This is a genomic window from Enterobacter sp. R-25, assembly GCF_049913205.1.
In the GTDB taxonomy this organism is placed as follows: Bacteria; Pseudomonadota; Gammaproteobacteria; order Enterobacterales; family Enterobacteriaceae; genus Enterobacter; species Enterobacter ludwigii.
Genome location: NZ_CP183982.1, coordinates 2,872,418 through 2,887,416, shown reverse-complemented (window position 1 = coordinate 2,887,416; position 14,999 = coordinate 2,872,418). Strand labels below are relative to the sequence as shown.

Here is a 14,999-nt window from a genome sequence, read left to right as displayed (position 1 = left end):
TAGCGTGAGCATGGATATTAGCGATTTTTACCAGACATTCTTTGATGAAGCCGACGAATTGTTGGCCGATATGGAGCAACATTTGCTGGATTTGGTGCCTGAAGCACCGGACTCCGAGCAGCTCAATGCCATCTTCCGTGCGGCGCACTCGATTAAAGGCGGAGCCGGAACGTTTGGATTTACCATCCTGCAGGAAACGACCCATTTAATGGAAAACCTGCTGGATGAAGCACGACGCGGTGAGATGCAGCTCAATACCGACATTATCAACCTGTTTTTGGAAACCAAAGATATTATGCAGGAACAGCTCGACGCCTATAAAAGCTCGGCAGAGCCTGATGCCGCCAGCTTTGAATACATCTGCAATGCGCTGCGCCAGCTCGCGCTGGAAGCCAAAGGTGACGCAGCCGCAGCCGTTGTTCCGGCAGCCAAACTGAGCGTTGTTGATGCCGTTACCGCACAAGAGGCGGCCCCGGCCGCCGCTGCGAGTAAAGTGCGCGTGGTGCTGTCTCGCCTCAAAGAGAACGAAGTTGACCTTCTTGAAGAAGAGCTGAGTAACCTGGCGAAATTAAGCAACGTGGTGAAAGGCAAAGACAGCCTGAGTGCGACGCTGGAAGAGGGGATTAGCCAGGACGATATCGTGGCGGTCCTGTGCTTTGTTATCGAAGCCGACCAGATCGCGTTTGAAACCGAAACGGCGGCTGTTGACGTGCCAGCGGCAGAGGAAGAGGTGGCGGTTGTTCTTCAGGCGGCTGCGCCTGCCGTTGCGCCTGCGGCGCCGGTATTGAAAGCGGTGCCAAAAGATGCCGCTGCGCCAGGCCGTGGTGACAAACCGGCCGCGCGCTCCAGTGAATCCACCAGCATCCGCGTCGCCGTCGAGAAAGTTGACCAGCTGATTAACCTGGTGGGTGAACTGGTGATTACCCAGTCGATGCTGGCACAGCGGTCTAACGAACTGGACCCGGTGACCCACGGTGATCTGATCACCAGCATGGGACAGTTGCAACGTAATGCCCGCGACCTGCAGGAATCGGTGATGTCCATCCGTATGATGCCGATGGAATATGTCTTCAGCCGCTTCCCGCGTCTGGTGCGTGACCTGGCCAGTAAACTGAATAAACAGATTGAACTGACGCTGATGGGCAGCTCCACCGAGCTGGATAAAAGCCTGATCGAACGCATTATCGACCCGTTAACGCACCTGGTGCGTAACAGCCTCGACCACGGTATCGAACTGCCGGAAAACCGCATTGCCGCCGGAAAATCCCCGGTCGGGAATCTGATCCTCTCCGCCGAACACCAGGGCGGGAACATCTGCATCGAAGTGACCGATGACGGTGCGGGCCTGAACCGTGAGCGCATTCTGGCGAAAGCCATTTCGCAGGGAATGGCGGTCAACGAAAACATGACTGACGAAGAAGTGGGCATGCTGATCTTCGCGCCAGGCTTCTCGACCGCAGAGCAGGTGACGGACGTTTCCGGACGCGGCGTGGGAATGGACGTGGTGAAGCGTAACATTCAGGAGATGGGCGGCCACGTTGAGATCAAGTCTAAGCAAGGTTCCGGCACCACCATTCGTATCCTGCTGCCGCTGACGCTGGCAATCCTCGACGGCATGTCGGTGAAAGTGGCGGACGAAGTCTTTATTCTGCCGCTGAACGCAGTGATGGAATCGCTGCAGCCGCGTGAAGAAGATCTGCATCCGCTGGCGGGTGGTGAGCGCGTTCTTGAAGTGCGCGGTGAGTACCTGCCGCTGGTCGAATTGTGGAAAGTGTTCGAAGTGGATGGCGCGAAAACCGAGGCCACGCAGGGGATCGTGGTGATCCTGCAAAGTGCGGGTCGCCGCTACGCGCTGCTGGTTGATCAACTGATTGGCCAGCACCAGGTGGTCGTGAAGAACCTCGAAAGCAACTACCGCAAAGTGCCAGGTATTTCTGCCGCCACTATTCTGGGTGACGGTAGCGTGGCGCTGATCGTTGATGTGTCGGCGCTTCAGGGATTAAATCGTGAACAACGTGTGGCGTACACAGCCGCCTGATTAAGTAGAAGGTAATAACATGACCGGTATGAGTAATGTAACGAAACTGGCGGGCGAGCCATCAGGGCAGGAATTCCTGGTATTCACTTTAGGCGATGAGGAGTACGGCATCGATATCCTGAAAGTGCAGGAAATTCGTGGTTACGACCAGGTTACCCGCATCGCGAACACGCCTGCCTTTATTAAAGGTGTCACCAACCTGCGCGGCGTGATTGTACCTATCGTTGACCTGCGCGTGAAGTTCAGCCAGGGCGACGTGGACTATAACGAGAACACCGTGGTGATTGTCCTGAATCTGGGGCAGCGCGTGGTTGGGATCGTGGTGGATGGCGTATCTGATGTGCTGTCCCTGACGTCCGATCAAATCCGTCCGGCACCGGAGTTTGCGGTCACGCTGTCTACCGAGTATCTGACGGGGCTGGGAGCGCTGGGTGAGCGTATGCTGATTCTGGTGAATATTGAGAAGCTGCTGAACAGTGATGAGATGGCGCTGCTGGATATCGCGGCGAATCACGTGGCGTAATGTTTCTCTAAACGGTTCTGTGAGGCTTTCGTGGAACCGTTTCGTTCAGTCGGGCATTTCGGTTATCTGATTCGCCCGCTGCGGTGAACGTATTAAGGGGGCTATTGCAGCCCCCTTATCTTATTCACTTACTGCAGACGTAGTATTTTCTGCTGGTCTTATGGTGAACGAAACCATGCCGCCAACCCGTTATGCTTCCTGCTCTACCAGCTCAGTCTCCGCTTCACGCGCCCCTTCATTTTGCGACAGCATCGCAGTCGCAATACCGTTACCCAGCACGTTAATCGCTGAACGTCCCATATCCAGGAAATGATCGATCCCCATCAGCAGCAAAATACCCGCCACCGGAATATTGAAACTCGGGATGGTTGCCGCCAGCACCACCAGCGACGAACGAGGCACCCCCGCAATCCCTTTTGAAGCCAGCATCAGCGTCAGCATCAGCACGGTCACTTCGGTGAAGCTCAGGTGAATATTGTACGCCTGGGCGATAAACATCGAGGCGAAAGAGCAATACACCATAGAGCCCACCAGGTTAAAGGAGTAACCGATCGGCAAAACGAAAGAGGCGATATTGCGCGAGCAACCAAAACGCTCAAGCTGCTCCAGCGTTTTTGGATACGCCGCTTCTGAACTGCTGGTGGTAAACGCCACCAGCACTGGGTCCTTCAGCATGCTGACCAGGCGGAACACCTCTTTCTTCAGCACCATATAACCGACGGCCAGCAGCACCATGCAGGTGAGAAGGATTGCCACGTAGTAGCCGCCAATAAAGGAGGCGTAGTTCAGCAGAATGCCCAGACCCTGAGTGGCAATCACAGATGAGATAGCAGCGAAAATGGCCAGCGGGGCGACGTACATCACGTAACCCGTCACCTTCAGCATGATATGGGAGACCACATCCAGCGCGGCCACCAGCGGGGCATTGAATTTTTGCCCCAGCGACGCGCCGGCAATGCCGAAGAACATAGAGAAGACCACAATCTGCAGGATTTCATTGTTCGCCATCGCACCGGCGATACTGGTCGGAATGGTATGGGACAAGAACGCTTTCAGCGTCATCCCCCCCACCGCAAGGCCGGTGTCTACCGCCTCTTTCGGGATAGCCAGGTTCAGGCCGCTGCCCGGGCGCTCCAGCGTGACGATAAACAGTCCCACCAGAATGGAAAGCACGGATGAGCTAATAAACCACACCATCGCTTTGCCGCCCACGCGACCAATGGTGGAGGTTTCACCCAGTTTCATAATGCCCACGGTCAGCGTGCTGAAGACCAGTGGCGCAATAACCATTTTAATCAGACGCAGGAAAATATCGGTCAGCAGCGTGATGTTATCCGACCATGCTTTGATGGCATCCGCAGAGGCATACTCATGAATCGCCGCCCCTGAAAGAATACCCGCCAGCATGAATATCACGATGAAGAGTGTGAGTTTGTTTGCACTTGCCACGAAAAAAGACCCTCTATGCGCTTTGGTTGCCGTCTGCGCCGATGTATATAGATTTTTTATTACGACGCAGGAAATTATTCGGCACATAAATTGAAGTAAAGCGGAGGGAGATACAACTAGTTTTTAATTTTTATTAATTTTGTTGTTAACGCCTCGACGATATATTGTGATGCAGATCACATTTCGATGGATATATCCTCTGCATATACGAGAAATAAGGCATTCACAAAGTATTAACATCCTGTTTTATAAATAAATATTCAGTCAATAAGCCATTAGTCTTGCCCTCCGCGGCGCGGGTGGTCGAAGCGGTATCCATAAACTAAATTCTCAATAACCCCCGGAAGAGGAACGTTAAGTGGGGCTAACATCTTGAACAGCAAAAATAAAATGTGGCAAGCGAACGGAAATGTCTTCTGGAGGGTGGTAAATGAAAAGAAAACTCCTTTTGATCTGTGCAGGCACGTTGCTGACGGCGACAACAGCCCAACAGGCGCTGGCGGTGACCAGCAGCGGTACTATTGGCGCGACGTTAACCCTGACGAACGGTTGTCTGATAAACGGCTCGCCCACGCAAAATGGCATTAACTTCGGGACCCTGGATTTCGGCACCCATCCCGCAACGTTTTCCACCCTGACGACGCAGCTGACCGGTGCCAGCGGCGGTAACACGTTCACCATTCAATGTACGACCGCCAGCTATACGGTGGCGATCACCGGGAATACCAACTCCACCGCGCCGGGTACCGTTGTGGGGACGCCAGGCACGCCTGCGCGCTATCTGGTCAACACCACCAATGCTGCACAGGGTGTGGCTTACAGCCTGTATAGCGACAGCGGATTTAACAACGTCGTTGCCAACAACGCGGCACTGCCAATAGCGTCAACCGCCGGGGGCATCGACAGTTACACCCTTTACGGGCGCATTACCGGGGGCGGTAACAGCGTTACGGTCGTTCCGGGCACCTACACCGACACGATTAACGTCAGCGTCACCTACTAGTTTCACGCAGCCATGAAGGCATCCATTTTGCGTCTGCGCAACAGCGCGGAGGGGATCGTGCACCCTTTGTACGCGCTGATCGTCTCCCTGATGCTGGTGCCTGCGGCGGGGGCTGTGACGTCTCAGTCATTTAAGGTCAGCGCGACCATTGTGCCCGGGTGCGCGGTATCCACGGGCAGTGGAGGACTTTTCGGTACGCTCGATTTCGGTACCCACAACGGGGTGGAAAGTGCCCCGGTGAGCACCAGTTTTGTGCCTAACGGGGCCTTGTCCATCGCCTGCACGCCCGGCGTGGCGCTGAGTATGAGCATTAACGGCGGACAGAATTACTCCTCCGTTCGGCGTATGAAGCGCTCAGGGGGAACGGAAGTGGTGGGATATCGCCTTTACAGCAGCAGTTCGCTGGCGGCGAACAGCGAAATTGGCGTCAATCAGGCAATACCGGTGACCTATACCAACAGTAATAACATTGCGCTGCCGCTTTTTGGCGTGGCGCTGCTGACCGGGTTTAGCCCGGCAGGAACGTATTCTGATCAGCTCACCGTGACCTTGTCATGGTGATAAAGGGAGACAGTCGATGAAGCCATTTTTCAGACACCTTTGTCTGGTGAGTTTGTTGGGGGGAATGGCTGCGGCGACAGGCCAGGCGCAGGCGGCGGCAACCATTCTGTTGTGGCCCATCGATCCGTGGCTGTCAGCGGATGCCAAAGCCACTGAATTATGGATCCAGAATCAGGGGAACAGCGCAACGACAATGCAGGTCCGCATTGTGCGCTGGAAGCAGGAGGGCGGTTATGAACGCTACTCCGCACAGCAGGACGTGGTGGCCAGCCCGCCCATCGTCACCATTGGCAAAGGCAGTAAGCAGCTTATTCGTTTGATTAAGCAGGGTACGGTGCCGCTCGGCGTCGAACAGGCCTACCGCATTATTGTGGATGAAATCCCCCAGCCGGATGCCAAAGCCGAGCCGGCCATTGGCCTGAAATTGCAAATGCGCTACTCCATTCCTTTGTTCGTTTATGGACAGGGGATCCCGACCCTAAAAGAGGGGGCACATCATGCGCTGGTGGAGACCAAAAATCTGAGCTGGCGGGTGACGCAGGAGAAGGGACATCCTGCCCTGGAGGTCCGTAATCAGGGGGATGTGCACGTCAAACTCAGCCAGGTGGCGCTGGAGCAGGGCGGGCAGAAGCGGACGGTTGCAGACGGATTACTCGGGTATGTTCTTGCGGGCAGCACCCGCACCTGGTCAATCCCGGCCGGAATAGGTCAGCCAGACCGGCTGAGCGCGCAGATTAATGCCAGGGATACGCAATGGCAGTCGACGCCCGTCAACTGAAACCGGCGATGATGCTCCTGCTCTGCGTCAGTACCAGCACCTGGGCTGAGCCCGGCGATGACAGTTTACCGCCGCCGCCGCAGGCTCAGGCGTTGAACGGCGAAGCGGTCTTTCAGCTCTCGATTGTGTTGAATCACTACGACACCGGTATGGTGGTGCCCGTGACGCAGCGCGAGGGGGCATTCTTTATTTCCAGCGCCGACCTGCTGCGGGCAGGGCTTCCGCCGGAGCATGTGCCTGCCGGAGACGTGAACCTTTCTACCCTGCCGCAGGTGCGCGTAGAGTACGACAGCGCCGCGCAGCGTCTGCTGCTGGGCGTTCCGGCCGACTGGGTCGCCTCACGCGTGACCCCTTTCAGCGGACAAATGTCACAAAGCAAACCACACTTCGGGCGTGGAGCGCTGCTTAATTACGATCTCTACACCAACCATACGGAACATGTCGGCGGACAGGCCTCGCTCTGGCATGAATTCCGCTACTTCAATGAGAACGGCTCCTTTTCTTCAACCGGCTATGCCCGGGAAAATTTCACCGGAAACGACGGTCAGCAGGAAGGGTATGTGCGCTATGACACGACGCTTCTGATGACGAACGAGGACGAGGCCACGACCTGGACCGCCGGGGATGTGATCAGCGATGCCCTGAGCTGGAGCACCAGCGTGCGCATGGGCGGGATCAGCTACGGGCGGGATTTCTCCCTGCGTCCTGACCTCGTGACCTGGCCACTGCCAGAGTTCTCGGGCGAAGCGGCGGTTCCCACCTCGGTGGATCTCTTTATCAATGGCTATCGTTCCGGCTCGACCCAGCTTCAGCCGGGACCGTTCACCCTGACCAATCTGCCCTATATCAACGGAGCAGGGGACGCGGTACTGGTCACCACCGATGCGCTGGGGCGCCAGGTGAGTACCACGCTGCCGTTTTACGTCACCAGCGAATTGCTGAAACAGGGCCTGAGCGACGGGGCGGTGACGCTCGGCAGCCTGCGGCGTAATTACGGCATCAAGAATTTTGACTACGGCCCGGCGGCGGGTAGTGGGTCGTATCGCTATGGCGTTACGGACTGGCTGACGCTGGAGGGCCATGCCGAAGGAGCAGAAGCGCTGGCGCTGGGCGGGATGGGGACGGTGGTTAAATTGGGTCGGTTTGGCATCGTGAATACCGCGTATTCTCAAAGCCGCATGCGTGGAGATAATGGCGGGCAAATCAACTGGGGCTATCAGTACAGTACCAGTGAATTTAGTGTAGCGACACAGCATACGCGGCGCGATCGCGACTTTGGCAACCTCGCCCTCTACGACCAACCGACGGTCTATGACGAAAATGACCGGCCCATCGCCAGTTTTAGTCGCAACACCGACCAGTACTCTCTCACCTTTAACCTGGGCGAATATGGCAGTCTCGGTGCTGCCTGGATCGGCGTGGAGAGCTTTGACAACCAAAAAACCGAACTGCTGAATCTCTCCTGGAGCCGCAATTTGTGGGGGGCGAGCAGTATTTATCTGGCTGCAAGCCGCGATCAGCAGCGGGGAGACTGGACGGTGGCCATGTCGCTTCAGGTGCCGCTGGGAGAGCGTGACAGTGCCGCCGTAACCTATGAAAACACGCCAGATGCCGGCAGCACGCAGCGTATCAACTACAACCACTCCATGCCTTCCGACGGTGGCTTTAGCTGGAACATGGCATGGGCCAACCAGTCGAAAGCCAATGATTATCAGCAGGGAACGCTGGGCTGGCGCAATAACAACATCGAACTTCAGGGCGGTGGTTATGGCGAAAGGGGCATGATGACCTGGTGGGGAGAGGCGATGGGCGCGGTTGTGCTGATGGACGGCGAACTGTTTGCGGCAAACAAAATCAACGATGCGTTTGTGGTGATCAGCACCGACGGTCACCCGGACGTTCCCGTCAGCTATGAGAACCAGCCGGTCGGCAAAACGAACAATAACGGCTACCTGCTGGTCAGCGGGGTATCGGCTTATTACCCGGCCAGTTATCGCATTGATACCCTGAATCTGCCCGCGGATACCCGGCTGAAAGAGACAGAGCGGCGGATCGCTATTCGCCGCCACAGCGGTTATCTGGTCGATTTCCCGATGGAGCAGGAGCGGGTGGCAAGCGTTATTCTGCATGACAAGCAGGGGCAGGCTATCCCGGTGGGAAGCCAGGTTCGACGCGCCTCGCGCAACAATGCGGTGGTGGGGTATGACGGCATCGCCTGGCTGGAAAATCTCAGCGATGTGAACCCGCTTGAGGTGATTACGCCAGACGGAAAACACTGCTTGGCCACGCTGACCGTGGGGGCCAACCCGGAACATAAGCTGCAGACATACGGACCGCTGATTTGCCGGGAGGAACGGTGAAGCGCTTACTGCTGTTGATGCTGCTGCTGTTTTCCGGCGGCGGCTGGGCGGCGTGTACCGTCAGTACGGTAAATGCGTCATTTGGTAGCGTCACCTCGTTCGCGCTCAGCGGAACCGGGGAGGTCGAAACCACCGGCAGGCTGATTGTGGCATGCGACGCTGTGCTCAATCTTCTGACCAACGACTCGGTGACGCTGAACTACACCGCCGCGTCGGTTTCAGGCAACAGCCGTGCCACCATGAAACGCACCGACAATGCGGCCATCACGGATGTGATCCCCACCCGGTTGTGCGGGTTAACGGGGTGTTCGAGCAACAGCGAAGTGCAAATCAGCAAAGCTTATACTTGGAGCGGCAACACCCTGCTGGGATTACTGGGGTCAAAACAGTACAGCATTCCGCTTTATTTCCGCACCGTTGCCGGACAAAACGTCACGGCCGGGCCCTATCAGGTGCTGCTCACCTTCAGCATCAACTACAGCGTCTGTTCCGTGGGCGTGCTGGGCCTTTGCACCGTTCCCCAGACAGGCACGGCGACCACCAGTATTCTTCTCAACATGACCGTTACCAACGACTGCAGCGCCATGACCACGCCGGACGTCAACTTCAACAGTGCGCCGCTGGTGCAAAGTTTCCCCACTGTCTCGCAGGCGATTGCCGTCACCTGTACCAAAGGAAGCACTTACACTATCGGAATTAATAATGGTGCCAACGCGCTGAATAACGTTCGCCGCATGGTGAGCGGCAGTAACTACATGAGTTACGACATTTATAAAGAAGCCACGACCAACCGCTGGGGTGGCAGCGGTACCGAGCGCTGGACCAGCGCAACCTCCTCGCAGGTCAGTACCGACGGTTTATTGCGAACCTACAACTACACTGCCAAAGTCCTTACCAGCCAGTCTACGCCGCCTGCCGGCACCTATACCGATACGCTGATCGTTGACGTTGCGTTTTAACCCCGCGCTTTTCCCTTTCTCAAATGTAAAGTTCCTGTAGTCAGTGCCGATAACACCGTTAATAAATCTATGAGAAGGTGTTGTATGTTGAACCGTATCCGCGTTGTCACAATGCTTATGATGGTGCTGGTCATTTTCGCACTTCTTCAGCTTACCTCCGGCGGGCTTTTTTTCTCGTCACTTAAACAAAACCAGGACAGTTTCGCCGCCTCGAACGATCTCCGCGTACAGCAGAGTGAACTGACGTCAACGTGGGATCTGATGCTGCAAACGCGTATCAACCTGAGCCGCTCTTCCGCCCGCATGATGATGGATCCAAATAATCAGCAGAGCAGTGCGAAAACGGAACTGCTGAAAAATGCGCGGGCGACCCTTGCTGACGCCGCGAAACACTACGACGCCTTTAAGAAAATCACGCCACAGCCTGCCATGGCGCAGGTGAGCCAGAATATCGATGAAAAGTACAACGCCTACTATGCCGGTCTGACGGAGCTTATTCAGTTCCTGGAAAGCGGCAACATGGACGCGTATTTCGCGCAGCCTACCCAGGGGATGCAAAACGCCCTCGGTGCGGCACTCGGGGAATATGCCAAAGCCAGTGGCGACCTGTATCACTCGGCCTTTACGCAAAGCCAGAATGATTACCGCTTTGCCAAATGGCAGATGGCCGTCATGGCGCTGGCGCTGGTCATCGTGCTGGTGGGCGTGTGGTACGGCATTCGCCACATCCTGCTTAATCCTCTCGGTCGCGTCATTGCCCACATTCGCGAGATTGCCGGTGGTGACCTGACCAAAACGCTGACCGTCTCCGGGCGCAATGAAATTACCGAGCTGGCAAACAGCGTTGATCATATGCAGCGCTCGCTAATTGAGACCGTCGCCAACGTGCGTAACGGATCGGAAGCGATTTATACCGGTACCAGCGAAATTGCGATGGGCAACAACGATCTGTCGTCGCGCACCGAACAGCAGGCGTCGGCGCTCGAAGAGACCGCCGCCAGCATGGAGCAGCTTACCGCGACCGTGAAGCAGAACGCGGACAACGCCCGTCAGGCCTCACAGCTGGCAGAAAGCGCGTCCGAAACGGCGCAGCGAGGCGGTCGCGTGGTGGACGGCGTGGTGAAAACCATGCACGAAATCGCCGACAGTTCGAAGAAAATCGCCGACATCATTAGCGTTATCGACGGCATCGCTTTCCAGACCAATATCCTCGCCCTCAACGCCGCCGTTGAAGCCGCACGTGCGGGTGAGCAGGGACGCGGGTTTGCCGTGGTGGCCGGGGAAGTGCGCAACCTTGCCAGCCGCAGTGCCAACGCGGCGAAAGAGATCAAGGCCCTGATTGAAGACTCCGTTTCCCGCGTCGATACCGGCTCCGTGCTGGTAGAAAGCGCAGGGGAAACCATGAATGACATCGTGAATGCCGTTACCCGCGTAACGGACATCATGGGTGAAATCGCCTCTGCGTCTGATGAGCAGAGTCGTGGTATCGACCAGGTTGCTCTGGCGGTATCGGAAATGGATCGCGTGACACAACAAAACGCCGCGCTGGTGCAGGAGTCCGCTGCGGCGGCCGCTGCGCTGGAAGACCAGGCAAGCCGTCTGAAGATGGCCGTCTCGGCGTTTCGTCTCGCTTCACTCGCTGGAAACACGGTCACCCCGCAAGCAACGTATCTCGCGCCTGCCGCAGCAGCGGCAGCGACCCGTAAACCTGCAGCGACGACCGGACATGAAAACTGGGAAACATTTTGACTGACATTTAAACCGCGGCTGCTTGCCGCATGATGGGAGCGTGGATGTTAAATCGTATTCGTATCTCGACCACACTGTTTTTGATTCTGATCCTTTGCGGTGTGTTGCAGGTTGGCAGTAACGGGTTGTCTTTTTGGGCGTTTCGCGATGGCTATCAGAATTTGCAGGAAGTTGAGGCGAGTAACCAGCAGCGCGCCGCCGTGGCACAGACGCGCGCCGTACTGTTGCAGGCAAGCACGGCGCTGAACAAAGCGGGAACCTTAACCGCCCTGAGTTATCCGCCGGATGACATCAAGGCGTTGATGGTGACCGCGCGCGACAGCCTGAAGCTGGCTGACGCGCAGTTTAACGCCTTCGCGGCACAGGAAGCCGGCAGCGCGGAAGTGAAAGCGCTGAAAGTCGCGATGAAGAAGCGTTTTGATCAGTGGCACAGCGACCTGGATCACCAGGCGACCTGGCTTGAGAACAACCAGCTCTCGGACTTTATGACCGCGCCGGTCCAGGCGTCCCAGGCGGCGTTTGATGCGAGCTTTAATGCCTGGCAGCAGAACATTAACCAGTTTGTCCAACGCGCCGGGAATGACAGCCGTAAAAACTACCATATGTCAGGCGTGATTTTTGCCGTGGTGGTGATTCTGGCGGTGCTGCTGACCGGCGGTGCCCTGTACTGGTCGCGCAGAATGATTGTGCAACCGCTGGCGATCGTCAGCAGCCACTTCGACAGTATTGCGAAGGGTAACCTGGCGCGTCCGGTGGCGGTGTACGGCAAGAACGAAATTTCGGCGATTTTTGCCAGCCTGAAGGCGATGCAGGGCGCCCTGCGGGAAACGGTCTCCGATGTGCGACAGGGCAGTTATGCCATGCACACCGGGATCTCGGAGATTGCGGCAGGCAATAACGATCTCTCGTCGCGCACCGAGCAGCAGGCAGCTTCGCTGGCGCAAACGGCTGCCAGCATGGAGCAGCTCACCGCGACGGTAAGCCAGAACGCGGATAACGCGCGTCAGGCGTCTGACCTGTCCAGACAGGCGGCGATGACGGCGAAGAAGGGGGGCGATCAGGCCTCTCACGTGGCCAGTACCATGCAGGATATTGCCGCCAGTTCACAGAAAATTGGCGACATCATCAGCGTGATTGACGGTATTGCGTTCCAGACCAACATTCTGGCGCTGAACGCGGCCGTTGAAGCGGCACGAGCCGGTGAGCAGGGGCGTGGTTTTGCGGTTGTGGCCGGTGAAGTCCGTAATCTGGCGAGCCGCAGCGCCAACGCCGCGAAAGAAATTAAAGGACTGATTGAAGAGTCCGTTTCGCGCGTCCAGCAAGGCTCTGCCCTGGTGGACACGGCGGCGAAAACCATGCACGAAATCGTCACCTCCGTTACGCGGGTTAACGACATCATGGGCGAGATTGCTTCTGCGTCCGATGAACAGCGTCGCGGAATTGAGCAGGTGGCCCAGGCGGTAAGCCAGATGGATCAGGTCACGCAACAAAACGCCTCGTTAGTGGAGGAAGCGGCAGCGGCAACCGATCAGCTGGCCAGCCAGGCGGATCATCTGACCGGGCTGGTCGCGGTATTTAATGTGAAAGAGCACGTTGAAGCAGTAACAGAAGTCGGGCGGTCGCAGGCCGTGCCAGTTGTATCCTGAATGTAATTAAGAAGGCGCTATGACATCACCAATGCCCCCAGGGCAAACGTCATTACTGTTGCAGATGACACAGCGCCTCGCGCTGTCCGACGCGCATTTTCGTCGGATATGTCAGTTAATCTACCAGCGTGCGGGGATTGTGCTTGCCGATCATAAGCGAGACATGGTCTACAACCGTCTGGTGCGGCGCTTGCGTACGCTGGGGCTGGACGATTTTGGTCGCTATCTGAGCATGCTCGAAGCGAACCAGAACAGCGCAGAGTGGCAGGCTTTTATTAACTCGTTAACCACCAACCTGACCGCATTTTTCCGTGAAGCTCACCACTTCCCGGTCCTGGCGGAGCACGCGCGTCGCCGCAGCGGGGAGTATCGCGTCTGGAGTGCGGCCGCCTCAACCGGGGAAGAGCCGTACTCGCTGGCGATCACCCTTGCCGACACGCTGGGCATGGCGCCTGGACGCTGGAAAGTCTACGCCAGTGATATTGATACCGAAGTGCTGGAAAAGGCACGCAACGGCGTGTATCGCCAGGATGAGCTGAAAACGCTGTCACCTCAGCAGTTGCAGCGTTACTTCATGCGCGGAACCGGCCCGCATGAAGGCCTGGTGCGCGTGCGCCAGGAGCTGGCGAACTGTGTCGAATTCGCGCCCGTTAACCTGCTGGATAAGCAGTACAACGTGCCGGGGCCATTCGACGCTATTTTTTGCCGTAACGTCATGATCTATTTTGATAAAACGACGCAACAGGACATTCTGCGTCGGTTTGTTCCGTTGCTCAAGCCTGACGGTTTACTGTTTGCCGGGCACTCGGAAAACTTCAGCAACCTCGTGCGTGAGTTTAGCCTGCGTGGGCAAACGGTATATGCGCTGAGTAAGGAAAAAGCATGAGTAAAATCAGGGTGTTGTCTGTCGACGATTCTGCGCTGATGCGCCAGATCATGACTGAAATTATCAATAGCCACAGCGACATGGAGATGGTGGCGACAGCGCCTGATCCGCTGGTAGCGCGGGATTTAATTAAAAAATATAACCCCGACGTGTTAACGCTGGATGTCGAAATGCCGCGCATGGATGGCATTGATTTCCTGGAAAAATTGATGCGCCTGCGGCCCATGCCGGTGGTGATGGTCTCATCCCTGACCGGAAAAGGATCTGAAATTACCCTGCGTGCGCTGGAGTTAGGGGCGGTGGATTTTGTCACCAAACCTCAGCTTGGCATTCGTGAAGGGATGCTGGCGTACAGCGAAATGATCGCCGAGAAGATCCGCACCGCGTCACGTGCGAAGCTTGCCGCGCACAAACCGATGGATGCACCGGTAACGCTGAAGGCCGGTCCTTTACTCAGTTCAGAAAAACTGCTGGTGATTGGGGCGTCAACCGGGGGAACAGAGGCAATTCGTCATGTACTCCAGCCATTGCCGCTTTCAAGTCCGGGTATTCTAATCACGCAGCATATGCCACCAGGCTTTACCCGCTCGTTCGCCGAGCGTCTGAACAAGCTGTGTCAGATCAGCGTGAAAGAGGCGGAAGACGGTGAGCGCGTACTCCCCGGCCATGCGTATATTGCACCGGGTGACAAGCATATGGAGCTGGCGCGCAGTGGCGCTAACTATCAAATCAAAATTCATGACGGGCCGCCGGTAAACCGGCACCGTCCGTCGGTGGATGTGCTGTTTCATTCGGTGGCGAAACATGCGGGGCGCAACGCCGTTGGGGTGATCCTGACGGGGATGGGTAACGACGGTGCCGCCGGAATGCTTGCAATGCACCAGGCTGGCGCCTGGACGATTGCGCAGAATGAAGCAAGTTGTGTGGTGTTCGGCATGCCGCGCGAGGCCATCAATATGGGTGGCGTGAGCGAAGTGGTCGATCTTAGCCAGGTAAGCCAGCAGATGCTGGCGAAAATCAGTGCCGGACAGGCAATACGTATTTGAC

12 protein-coding genes are annotated in these 14,999 nt (G+C 56.7%); 11 read left to right on the top strand and 1 reads right to left on the bottom strand.

The annotated features are described in order from the left end of the window. Nucleotides 1-4: 4 nt before the first annotated feature. Together cheA and cheW are read left to right on the top strand one after the other, a co-directional pair. Complete coding sequence (gene cheA, locus ACN9MQ_RS13830) at nt 5-2,038, top strand: chemotaxis protein CheA (RefSeq protein WP_309163794.1); 2,034 nt, start codon at nt 5-7, stop codon at nt 2,036-2,038. A 19-nt stretch (nt 2,039-2,057) separates the two neighbouring features. Continuing rightward, the gene (cheW, locus tag ACN9MQ_RS13825) at nt 2,058-2,561 is read left to right on the top strand and encodes a chemotaxis protein CheW (protein ID WP_014170674.1); all 504 of its coding nucleotides are present in this window, start codon (nt 2,058-2,060) and stop codon (nt 2,559-2,561) included. Nucleotides 2,562-2,750: 189 nt separating this feature from the next. Here cheW and ACN9MQ_RS13820 read toward each other — a convergent pair whose 3' ends face one another. Beyond that, nucleotides 2,751-4,010, bottom strand: a complete 1,260-nt coding sequence (locus tag ACN9MQ_RS13820; protein WP_025203835.1) for a dicarboxylate/amino acid:cation symporter — start codon at nt 4,008-4,010, stop codon at nt 2,751-2,753. Nucleotides 4,011-4,440: 430 nt separating this feature from the next. On the opposite strand from ACN9MQ_RS13820, the gene ACN9MQ_RS13815 reads away from it, so the two are divergent. The 9 genes from ACN9MQ_RS13815 to ACN9MQ_RS13775 all read left to right on the top strand — a co-directional run bounded on the left by ACN9MQ_RS13815 (nt 4,441) and on the right by ACN9MQ_RS13775 (nt 14,998). After that, nucleotides 4,441-5,013, top strand: a complete 573-nt coding sequence (locus ACN9MQ_RS13815) for a spore coat protein U domain-containing protein (protein ID WP_020883378.1) — start codon at nt 4,441-4,443, stop codon at nt 5,011-5,013. Between the two features lie 12 nt (nt 5,014-5,025). Continuing rightward, complete coding sequence (locus ACN9MQ_RS13810) at nt 5,026-5,574, top strand: Csu type fimbrial protein (protein WP_426020969.1); 549 nt, start codon at nt 5,026-5,028, stop codon at nt 5,572-5,574. 16 nt (nt 5,575-5,590) lie between these two features. Continuing rightward, the gene (locus tag ACN9MQ_RS13805) at nt 5,591-6,352 is read left to right on the top strand and encodes a fimbrial biogenesis chaperone (protein WP_014170669.1); all 762 of its coding nucleotides are present in this window, start codon (nt 5,591-5,593) and stop codon (nt 6,350-6,352) included. After that, on the top strand, nt 6,328-8,712 hold the full coding sequence (locus tag ACN9MQ_RS13800) for a fimbria/pilus outer membrane usher protein (protein WP_426020970.1): 2,385 nt from the start codon (nt 6,328-6,330) through the stop codon (nt 8,710-8,712). Before ACN9MQ_RS13805 ends, ACN9MQ_RS13800 begins: the two co-directional genes overlap by 25 nt. Continuing rightward, nucleotides 8,709-9,671, top strand: coding sequence for a Csu type fimbrial protein (locus ACN9MQ_RS13795; RefSeq protein WP_020883381.1), 963 nt, complete (start codon nt 8,709-8,711; stop codon nt 9,669-9,671). Before ACN9MQ_RS13800 ends, ACN9MQ_RS13795 begins: the two co-directional genes overlap by 4 nt. Before the next feature lie 84 nt (nt 9,672-9,755). Then, nucleotides 9,756-11,420 (top strand): methyl-accepting chemotaxis protein II, encoded by a 1,665-nt coding sequence (tar, locus tag ACN9MQ_RS13790; RefSeq protein WP_020883382.1) that lies wholly within the window; start codon nt 9,756-9,758, stop codon nt 11,418-11,420. Between the two features lie 44 nt (nt 11,421-11,464). Further along, complete coding sequence (gene tap / locus ACN9MQ_RS13785; protein WP_049023828.1) at nt 11,465-13,066, top strand: methyl-accepting chemotaxis protein IV; 1,602 nt, start codon at nt 11,465-11,467, stop codon at nt 13,064-13,066. Nucleotides 13,067-13,085: 19 nt separating this feature from the next. Beyond that, on the top strand, nt 13,086-13,952 hold the full coding sequence (cheR, locus tag ACN9MQ_RS13780) for a protein-glutamate O-methyltransferase CheR (protein WP_014170664.1): 867 nt from the start codon (nt 13,086-13,088) through the stop codon (nt 13,950-13,952). Beyond that, nucleotides 13,949-14,998, top strand: coding sequence for a protein-glutamate methylesterase/protein-glutamine glutaminase (locus tag ACN9MQ_RS13775; protein ID WP_014170663.1), 1,050 nt, complete (start codon nt 13,949-13,951; stop codon nt 14,996-14,998). Before cheR ends, ACN9MQ_RS13775 begins: the two co-directional genes overlap by 4 nt. Nucleotide 14,999 lies beyond the last annotated feature (1 nt).

Bases quoted from the DNA above. Each gene is read 5' to 3' on its own strand.
- ACN9MQ_RS13805 (WP_014170669.1), top strand. From the start codon at position 5,591: ATGAAGCCATTTTTCAGACACCTTTGTCTGGTGAGTTTGTTGGGGGGA.
- ACN9MQ_RS13800 (WP_426020970.1), top strand. From the start codon at position 6,328: ATGGCAGTCGACGCCCGTCAACTGAAACCGGCGATGATGCTCCTGCTC.
- tap (WP_049023828.1), top strand. From the start codon at position 11,465: ATGTTAAATCGTATTCGTATCTCGACCACACTGTTTTTGATTCTGATC.
- ACN9MQ_RS13810 (WP_426020969.1), top strand. From the start codon at position 5,026: ATGAAGGCATCCATTTTGCGTCTGCGCAACAGCGCGGAGGGGATCGTG.
- tar (WP_020883382.1), top strand. From the start codon at position 9,756: ATGTTGAACCGTATCCGCGTTGTCACAATGCTTATGATGGTGCTGGTC.
- ACN9MQ_RS13775 (WP_014170663.1), top strand. From the start codon at position 13,949: ATGAGTAAAATCAGGGTGTTGTCTGTCGACGATTCTGCGCTGATGCGC.
- cheR (WP_014170664.1), top strand. From the start codon at position 13,086: ATGACATCACCAATGCCCCCAGGGCAAACGTCATTACTGTTGCAGATG.
- cheW (WP_014170674.1), top strand. From the start codon at position 2,058: ATGACCGGTATGAGTAATGTAACGAAACTGGCGGGCGAGCCATCAGGG.
- ACN9MQ_RS13815 (WP_020883378.1), top strand. From the start codon at position 4,441: ATGAAAAGAAAACTCCTTTTGATCTGTGCAGGCACGTTGCTGACGGCG.